At 50.3% G+C, this 4,233-nt stretch carries 5 protein-coding genes and 1 pseudogene; 4 read left to right on the top strand and 2 right to left on the bottom strand.

All coding sequences use genetic code 11. The features are described from left to right. A partial coding sequence (locus OP495_RS16690; RefSeq protein WP_280570764.1) for a beta-ketoacyl synthase N-terminal-like domain-containing protein occupies positions 1 to 123 on the bottom strand: 123 nt, incomplete at its 3' end. Between the two features lie 114 nt (positions 124 to 237). On the opposite strand from OP495_RS16690, the gene OP495_RS16685 reads away from it, so the two are divergent. The 4 genes from OP495_RS16685 (at position 238) to OP495_RS16670 (ending at position 3,742) form a co-directional block, all read left to right on the top strand. Further along, on the top strand, positions 238 to 885 hold the full coding sequence (locus tag OP495_RS16685; protein ID WP_280570856.1) for a TetR/AcrR family transcriptional regulator: 648 nt from the start codon (positions 238 to 240) through the stop codon (positions 883 to 885). A gap of 466 nt (positions 886 to 1,351) precedes the next feature. Further along, positions 1,352 to 2,170 carry a hypothetical protein gene (locus OP495_RS16680; protein WP_280570855.1) on the top strand — a complete coding sequence of 273 codons (819 nt, stop codon included), beginning with the start codon at positions 1,352 to 1,354 and terminating at the stop codon, positions 2,168 to 2,170. Positions 2,171 to 2,263: 93 nt separating this feature from the next. Further along, positions 2,264 to 2,962: a hypothetical protein gene (locus OP495_RS16675; protein WP_280570854.1), complete on the top strand. Its 699-nt coding sequence runs from the start codon at positions 2,264 to 2,266 to the stop codon at positions 2,960 to 2,962. A gap of 156 nt (positions 2,963 to 3,118) precedes the next feature. Beyond that, complete coding sequence (locus OP495_RS16670) at positions 3,119 to 3,742, top strand: potassium channel family protein (RefSeq protein ID WP_280570852.1); 624 nt, start codon at positions 3,119 to 3,121, stop codon at positions 3,740 to 3,742. A 167-nt stretch (positions 3,743 to 3,909) separates the two neighbouring features. On the opposite strand, the pseudogene OP495_RS16665 reads toward OP495_RS16670, so the two are convergent. Further along, positions 3,910 to 4,233: pseudogene (locus OP495_RS16665) on the bottom strand (hypothetical protein); the annotation flags it as partial.

The following is a 4,233-nucleotide window of genomic DNA, read 5'->3' as shown; positions in this document are numbered from 1 at the left end:
ATCGAAACGCGTGATCGAAGAAATGCCGGAGTGGCCGGCCAGCAGGCGCTCCCAGTTGGCGTTGACGCCGCAACCGAGTGGGCTGACCATGCCCATGCCAGTGATGACGAGCGGTGAAGACATGCTAGTGTCCTGAACAGCGTTAGTTTCGTGCCACGCTAGCACCGAGCTTGATATGATCAAGATAATATTCAGCGTCTATTCAGCACGTATTTTGAGCAGCAACGTGAGGTCGCCATGTCCGACTCGACGAATCGCAAAGCCAGATCGCGCGAGCGCATTCTCAAATCGGCCGTCGAACTGTTCAGCCGCCAAGGCTTCGAAAAGGTCTCCATCGGCCAGATCATGAAACTGGCCAAGATGACCCACGGCGCCTTCTATGCTCACTTCGCCTCCAAGGAGGCGCTCTACCACGCCTCGGTGCGCGAAACTCTGGAAAGTAGCCGCGCGGCCAGGCTGGTCAAGGGGCCGCTTTCGATGCAGCACCTCACGGAACTGGTCTCCAACTGCTGGAACCTCCAGGAGCTGGAACGTAAGCACAAACCGGGGCCGGAAACGGTGCTGTTCAACGAAATCGGCAACGAGAACGCCGAGATCCGCACACTGTTTGAAGCCTCCTACCTGCGCATAAAGAAGATGCTGGAAACCCGCCTCATCGCCCTCAGCCGCCTCAAGAAACTCCCCTTCGAACCCGACCGCGACGTCATCGCCGACAAATCCCGCGTCATTCTCTCCTCTCTGGTCGGCGCCGTCGCCATCGCCAAAAGCCTACCCGACGACCAGGAACGCCAGCACATCCTCGAAGCCGCCCAACGCAACATCCTGCAGATGCTCGGCGTCGACGAAAACGAACTGGAAAACATGCTGGGTGAAGCCAGGCAGTAATCCCTGCGTGAACCAACTTCTTCTCATGCTTTCGTGGGCATTGCTCTCCATGTAACGGCTAGTTACGGTACAGCAAAGGCTACTTAAGAAGACTAATGACCAGGCACTACGCAGAGACTATCGCTTGGATGGTAGCCGCTCATCGCCGCATGCACAGGTAGGGGCGGTAGCGTGGCTGAAGGCCCAAGTCCATGCTTCAGCCCAATGGGCTATGTACTCCGGTTAAGCTTCTCTCAGTACAGCCGATAAAGAAACTGAGAGCAGTAGGTCTTCACGGTGCGAGGGCTGTAGCGTTTCACCCTCAGCCCCAATAAATCTCGCAAGCACGCGAATCCCGTATAATGCGCCTAATTATTATTAGTTCTACTAAAAATCAATGGTTTAGATTCCAAATTATTGAATGCGCGCGCTGGTTCAAGTGGCAAAACGAGCGCTATCTAATACCTGTTATGCCCTTGGAAACACTATGAGCCGTCCAAGTTCAAAAAAAAGAAAGCGGAAATCTAATCGGAAGGGTGAATCCGCTTCGAAAACGAAAAATGTTGTGGGTCTCAGTTCGCTTCATGTCGACAACGAGAACAAACGGATCGTTGTGTTCACGGATGATATGCTTCTCAACCAGTTGCGGCGTGATGGCCCGAAGATTGAAAAATCATTTGATAGCTTATGTCAGGGGGAGCTAGTCCAGCTCAGCTCTTTAGTCAGCCGAACGGCAGGTTTGCTGTATTCTGGGCTCGCTATAGCCCAACAGAACAATGATGAAATTCGTGAAGCGTGTGCGATGCTTCTAATCAATGCGTCAAATTCCTTTGGCTCGGCTGTTGCAGTCCTTCGGATGGGATATGTGCTCCAACCCGGTATCATTCTTCGGTCTTTGCTAGAAGCGCTATCAACATCACTTCATTTACTTCAAAAACCCGAAGACCTAGCGCCCTACGAAGAGCATAACTTGTCGTCTACAAAGACCATTGCTGCGGCCAAGAGAGCGCTGCCACCATTTGGCCAGCTTTATGGGCATTTTAGTGACAATTTTGTACACATCGGGCGTTTCCATAAAAAAATAAATCCAGTTCGGGAATACTCAAAGGGCAACGAGGCTTTGGAGCTCAATCTAAGTTCCCTCCGGATCGCAGCATGGTTGCTGTATGTGACAACTGAACTGGCTTTTAACGAGTTGGTAAAGGAGCCAAGCTATTGGCAGCCTGTGGACCAAGGCTATATGTACAATCCATCAGAGGCCGAAAAAGAGTGGATGACGGAATTCTTCGGGTTAGATTTGGCCTAACAAGGCCAGTCACGGCGATGCCTACTCCATTGCGGCTTCGCCTCCATTTCGTAGCCGCGCGTGCTGAGCGGTGTTAGTTGATAGGAGAATCTAGTGCAGCAGTCTTCAAGACGGCTTCAGTCGGCGCACTTTCTCGCACACACCGTGCAGGAGATCAGGTTCCGTTTTCTAGAGGTTAGTGACATCTGCCAAGAGTCCCGGCGCCGATTTGCCGCGCAACAACCCCAGGCTAAAGGGGATGGAAAACTGATTAACTATCGTTTCGCGGCGTTCTCGTCGCTGGTCCAGACGATAAAGGATATTCTCCCGGTTACATTAGAACGTGTTGTTAGCTGGTCTAGCCTATCTCACATACGGCATTTGCAATTCATGAAGTCGATAAGAAACGCAGTAGCTCACGATGGAAATCCAGTAATAAACCTGTGGGTAGATGGCCGTTACTACGTCGCGTGTAATTTTGTTCGTCTTGGCCGGAACCAGCAACCGGTCGAGGTTAAGGCTCCTGCTGAAGACGTTCATACAATCGTTTCGGAGTTCACGGAGGATCTTTGTTCATATTTGCGTGATGTCTTTTCACACTACGTGGGGGATCAGTCTCTAATCGGTCCTCTGTATGGCCAGGAGTTCTTTACTACCGCTATCAATCACCCGGCAATTCCCGAGTTTGCCCAGCGTCTTTATGGGGAATCAGACCATTCGGCCCTCAAACTAGATCCCAGCGAACCCCTTTCGGAAGCTTTGGAAGAGCTAGACTCACTGGTAGCCTTGTGCCGAACAGCGAATGGCAACTAATAATACAAGCCAAAGCGACGGCTTTTTCGTTCCGGCTGTCGCCTCCACAAAAAGCCGCGCTTGCTTGCGGCGTTAGCTAAAATGGAGGGAAGTAAATTGCACTTGGCTGTTCTGATAATTGGTCTTTTGTCACCAACGTTTTGGTTGGCGAGCCTGTTGAAACAGGATGTCAATAAGGCCAAGGTTATACGGCTTCTCAACTGGTTTTGCTTTCTCGTCGCTGCTTTTTCTGTTGTTGGCATTCTACTTACTGAGTACCTGTTTAATGTACATCTAACTGGATCGGTTGATGAGAAGTGGTTGGTTGTGCTGTGGAGTATCTATCTGCTATCTAGATGTTCCGAAATATACATTGCTTTCCTCAGAGATGCGCTCGATAAGGTTGCAGGTAAAAAATCGGAATTTCGCGGAAAGTGGTGGCCGAAATGGATAGTTCAAATTAAAAACAAGCTCCTTATTCATCAATGGGTAGCAAGTCGCCTTAATGGCGAACCATTGAAAAATCACGATAGATTGCGGTTGTCATTTCGCAGCTATTTTGAACTTATGGCAAATTTTGCAATTTTGTACTTGGTTACGCCTTTAGATTTTTGGGAGGGTTGTCGAATGCCCGGTGGAATATGGGAGTCAATTTACTTCAGTGGCGTTACGATAACTACTCTCGGGTATGGTGACATCACTCCGTCTCATTGGTTTCCACAATTCTTGACGGTTTTCGAGGTGCTGTGTGGCTTTGTTTTAATTGTGGTTTGTTTCGCTATTTATCTGCAGCAGGAATAAAATGGCTAACCAGACCAATCACAGCGACAGCTTTTACGTTCCGGCTTTGCCTGCACTACAAAGCTGCGCGTGTTGTCAGCGTTGAGGCTGTAGAAAATCTCCACTGACGGCGACGTAAACAAACACGGAGTGGCAGCCATACCCCGCTTCAATCTTTATAACCATGATCAGAGCGCCACGCTGGCGCGCTTCGTTAGCCGCCATGCTAAGGTGACGTTGACCTCTATGGCTTTTGGCCCCGATGGCTTTTGGCCCCGATGGCTTTTGGCCTCCCACAGTATTTTTACTGGCTCAGAAAGCCTTTCCGGTCGGCGAGGTATTGCCTCGGCAAAGCCTTCGTAAAGCTTCTGCATGTCCGCTTCGATATCTTCGGTAGGCTCCAGGATGATAGGGAAAGTGAGCTGCTTTTTACGATAATCGGCCACTGCCAGAACTATCGGTACGCCGGCTTGTCGTGCAATGTGGTGAAAACCGGTTTTCCACTTCTTGGC

The sequence above is a fragment of the Chromohalobacter sp. 296-RDG genome (assembly GCF_029889885.1).
Classification (GTDB): domain Bacteria; phylum Pseudomonadota; class Gammaproteobacteria; order Pseudomonadales; family Halomonadaceae; genus Chromohalobacter.
The sequence above is the reverse complement of the archived record's forward strand: the minus strand, read 5'-3'. Positions and strand labels throughout refer to the sequence as shown.